Origin of the sequence: Sulfuricurvum sp. (assembly GCF_049305995.1) — a bacterium.
Lineage (GTDB): Bacteria > Campylobacterota > Campylobacteria > Campylobacterales > Sulfurimonadaceae > Sulfuricurvum.
The window spans coordinates 1-1,997 of the sequence record NZ_JBAQPS010000085.1 but is presented as its reverse complement, the minus strand read 5'-3'; the positions used below and the strand labels follow the sequence as shown (position 1 = coordinate 1,997).

General features: G+C 46.4%; 3 protein-coding genes. All 3 read left to right on the top strand.

The genetic code is table 11. The features are described from left to right. On the top strand, positions 1-503 hold a 503-nt coding region (locus WA010_RS02950; RefSeq protein WP_422555688.1), incomplete at its 5' end, for a GGDEF domain-containing protein. Between the two features lie 75 nt (positions 504-578). Next, positions 579-1,490 (top strand): vWA domain-containing protein, encoded by a 912-nt coding sequence (locus WA010_RS02945; protein ID WP_422555687.1) that lies wholly within the window; start codon positions 579-581, stop codon positions 1,488-1,490. Next, positions 1,487-1,997, top strand: a 511-nt coding sequence (locus tag WA010_RS02940; RefSeq protein WP_422555686.1) for a VWA domain-containing protein, incomplete at its 3' end; no start/stop codon positions are given. The genes WA010_RS02945 and WA010_RS02940, both read left to right, overlap by 4 nt.

The window sequence follows — 1,997 nt, the reverse complement described above, 5'->3', positions numbered from 1 at the left end:
AACAGCTTCAAGAAGAGATTCAAGAACTCCGAAAAATTATCTATGAGGATTCTCTCACCCAAAGCTACAATCGAAAATGGTTTGAAGATGAACTGCTTGATATCGCTAAACTCCGTCTCCGAGATAGCGGAACATTAGTGATGATCGATTTAAATAAGTTTAAAGAAATTAATGATACGCATGGTCATGTTGTCGGTGATAAAGTGCTATCTCTGGTAGCGAATAAACTGCGTGAAACCGGAGGTCGGGTTGTTCGCTACGGAGGAGATGAATTTATTATCGTGTTTGACATAACGCTTTCTCATGTGCAGGTAAATACTAAAATAGAATCCATTCTAAATTATTTTCAAAAAGTTCATTTTAAAGTTGGAGAGTATTCGTTTAAAATAAATTTTGCATTTGGCATGTCCTCGTTTACGCATGATGCAGAGGTATTAACGGTTATAGAATCGGCGGATAAGGCAATGTATCGTAATAAAAATAGTAAATTATCTATTAGGTGATATCTAAAAAAATAATATTTATAGCAATGAGACATAGCTATGGCAGTGTACTGTTAAAAAAGCTATAATTAACGTATGAATATCTGGTCATTTGATTTTGCGTGGGCATTTTTAGCACTCCCTCCCATCCTCTATTGCCTGTACACGTGCAAAATCATCCCTCAAAAGCGCTATTTTCCCCATCTACAATTCTTCGGCAATCCTAGTAAATGGCGAAACATGGAGTGGTTGTTCAAAGCGCTTGCCGTGACATTGATGGTGGGGGCGTTGGCGACTCCTGTTGTGGTCGATTTTTCCGATCCGCGCAACCGTAACGGGATCGACATCGTCCTAAGCCTCGATGCCAGCGGGTCGATGAATGCCTCGGGGTTTTCGAGCGATGAGAGCCGTGCCACTCGATTTGAGATCGTCCAAAAGATCGCTTCCGATTTTGTGATGAAACGGCGTGAAGATAACGTCGGGGTGGTGGTGTTTGGGGATTTTGCCTTTATCGCGACCCCCGTGACCTATGAGAAAGAGATCATAGCTGAGATGATCGGCTATCTGAGTCACGGTATGGCGGGACAGAACACGGCGATCGGTGAAGGGGTGGCTCAAGCCGTTCGAGCACTGAAAGATTCCAAAGCCAAGAGCAAAGTGATTATCCTCCTCACCGATGGAGAACACAACAGCGGTGCGATCTCCCCCAAAGAGGCGGTAGCGATGGCGCAAAAAGCTAGGATAAAACTCTACACCATCGGGATCGGTGAGAAGGGGGAATTTGATAGCAAACTTTTAGCCCAAATGGCACGTGATGGCGGGGGAGAGTATTTCAGTGCCACCAATGAAAAGGAACTCAAAGCGGTGTATGATCAGATCGATACGCTGGAGCGCTCGCGCATCAAAAGTGCCGAGCACACCTTTTTTGAACACTATTTTCAGTACGCGGTAGCGGGGGCATTGCTCATTATCCTGTGGTTAGGTTGGAGAAGGAGGGTCAAAGGATGAGTTTGTTATCTCCGATGTGGCTATATGCTCTTATCCTCCTCCCCCTCTATCTCTGGGGGGTGCGTCGCTATGGCTGGCATAAGCAATTTTGGCTTACGCTGAGTGTCTTCTTTTTGATCCTCTCCCTCAGCCGTCCCGTCATACTAGAAAAACCGATCAGCGTCGAAGAATCGGGAAGCGATGTGATCTTAGCCGTCGATGTGTCGTATTCGATGAGGGCGACCGACATTGCACCCACACGGCTGGATGCGGCGAAGCAGGTTTTGAAACAAATCGTAGCACATGATCGAAAAGATCGCTTCGGGGTACTCGCCCATACGACGAGTGCGATTATCCTCTCCCCCCTGACCAAAGACACCGAACTTCTCGAACACCTCTTAGGCTCACTCGATGAGTCGCAGATTATTACCAAAGGGACAGAGGTGATGAGTGCGTTGGAACTTGCCCGTAAAATGTCCCATGCACAGCACCCGTTGCTCGTCCTTTTTACCGACGGAGGAGATCAAC

Excerpts from the sequence above, each read along its gene's own strand:
- WA010_RS02945 (WP_422555687.1), top strand. The coding sequence starts at position 579 with ATGAATATCTGGTCATTTGATTTTGCGTGGGCATTTTTAGCACTCCCT.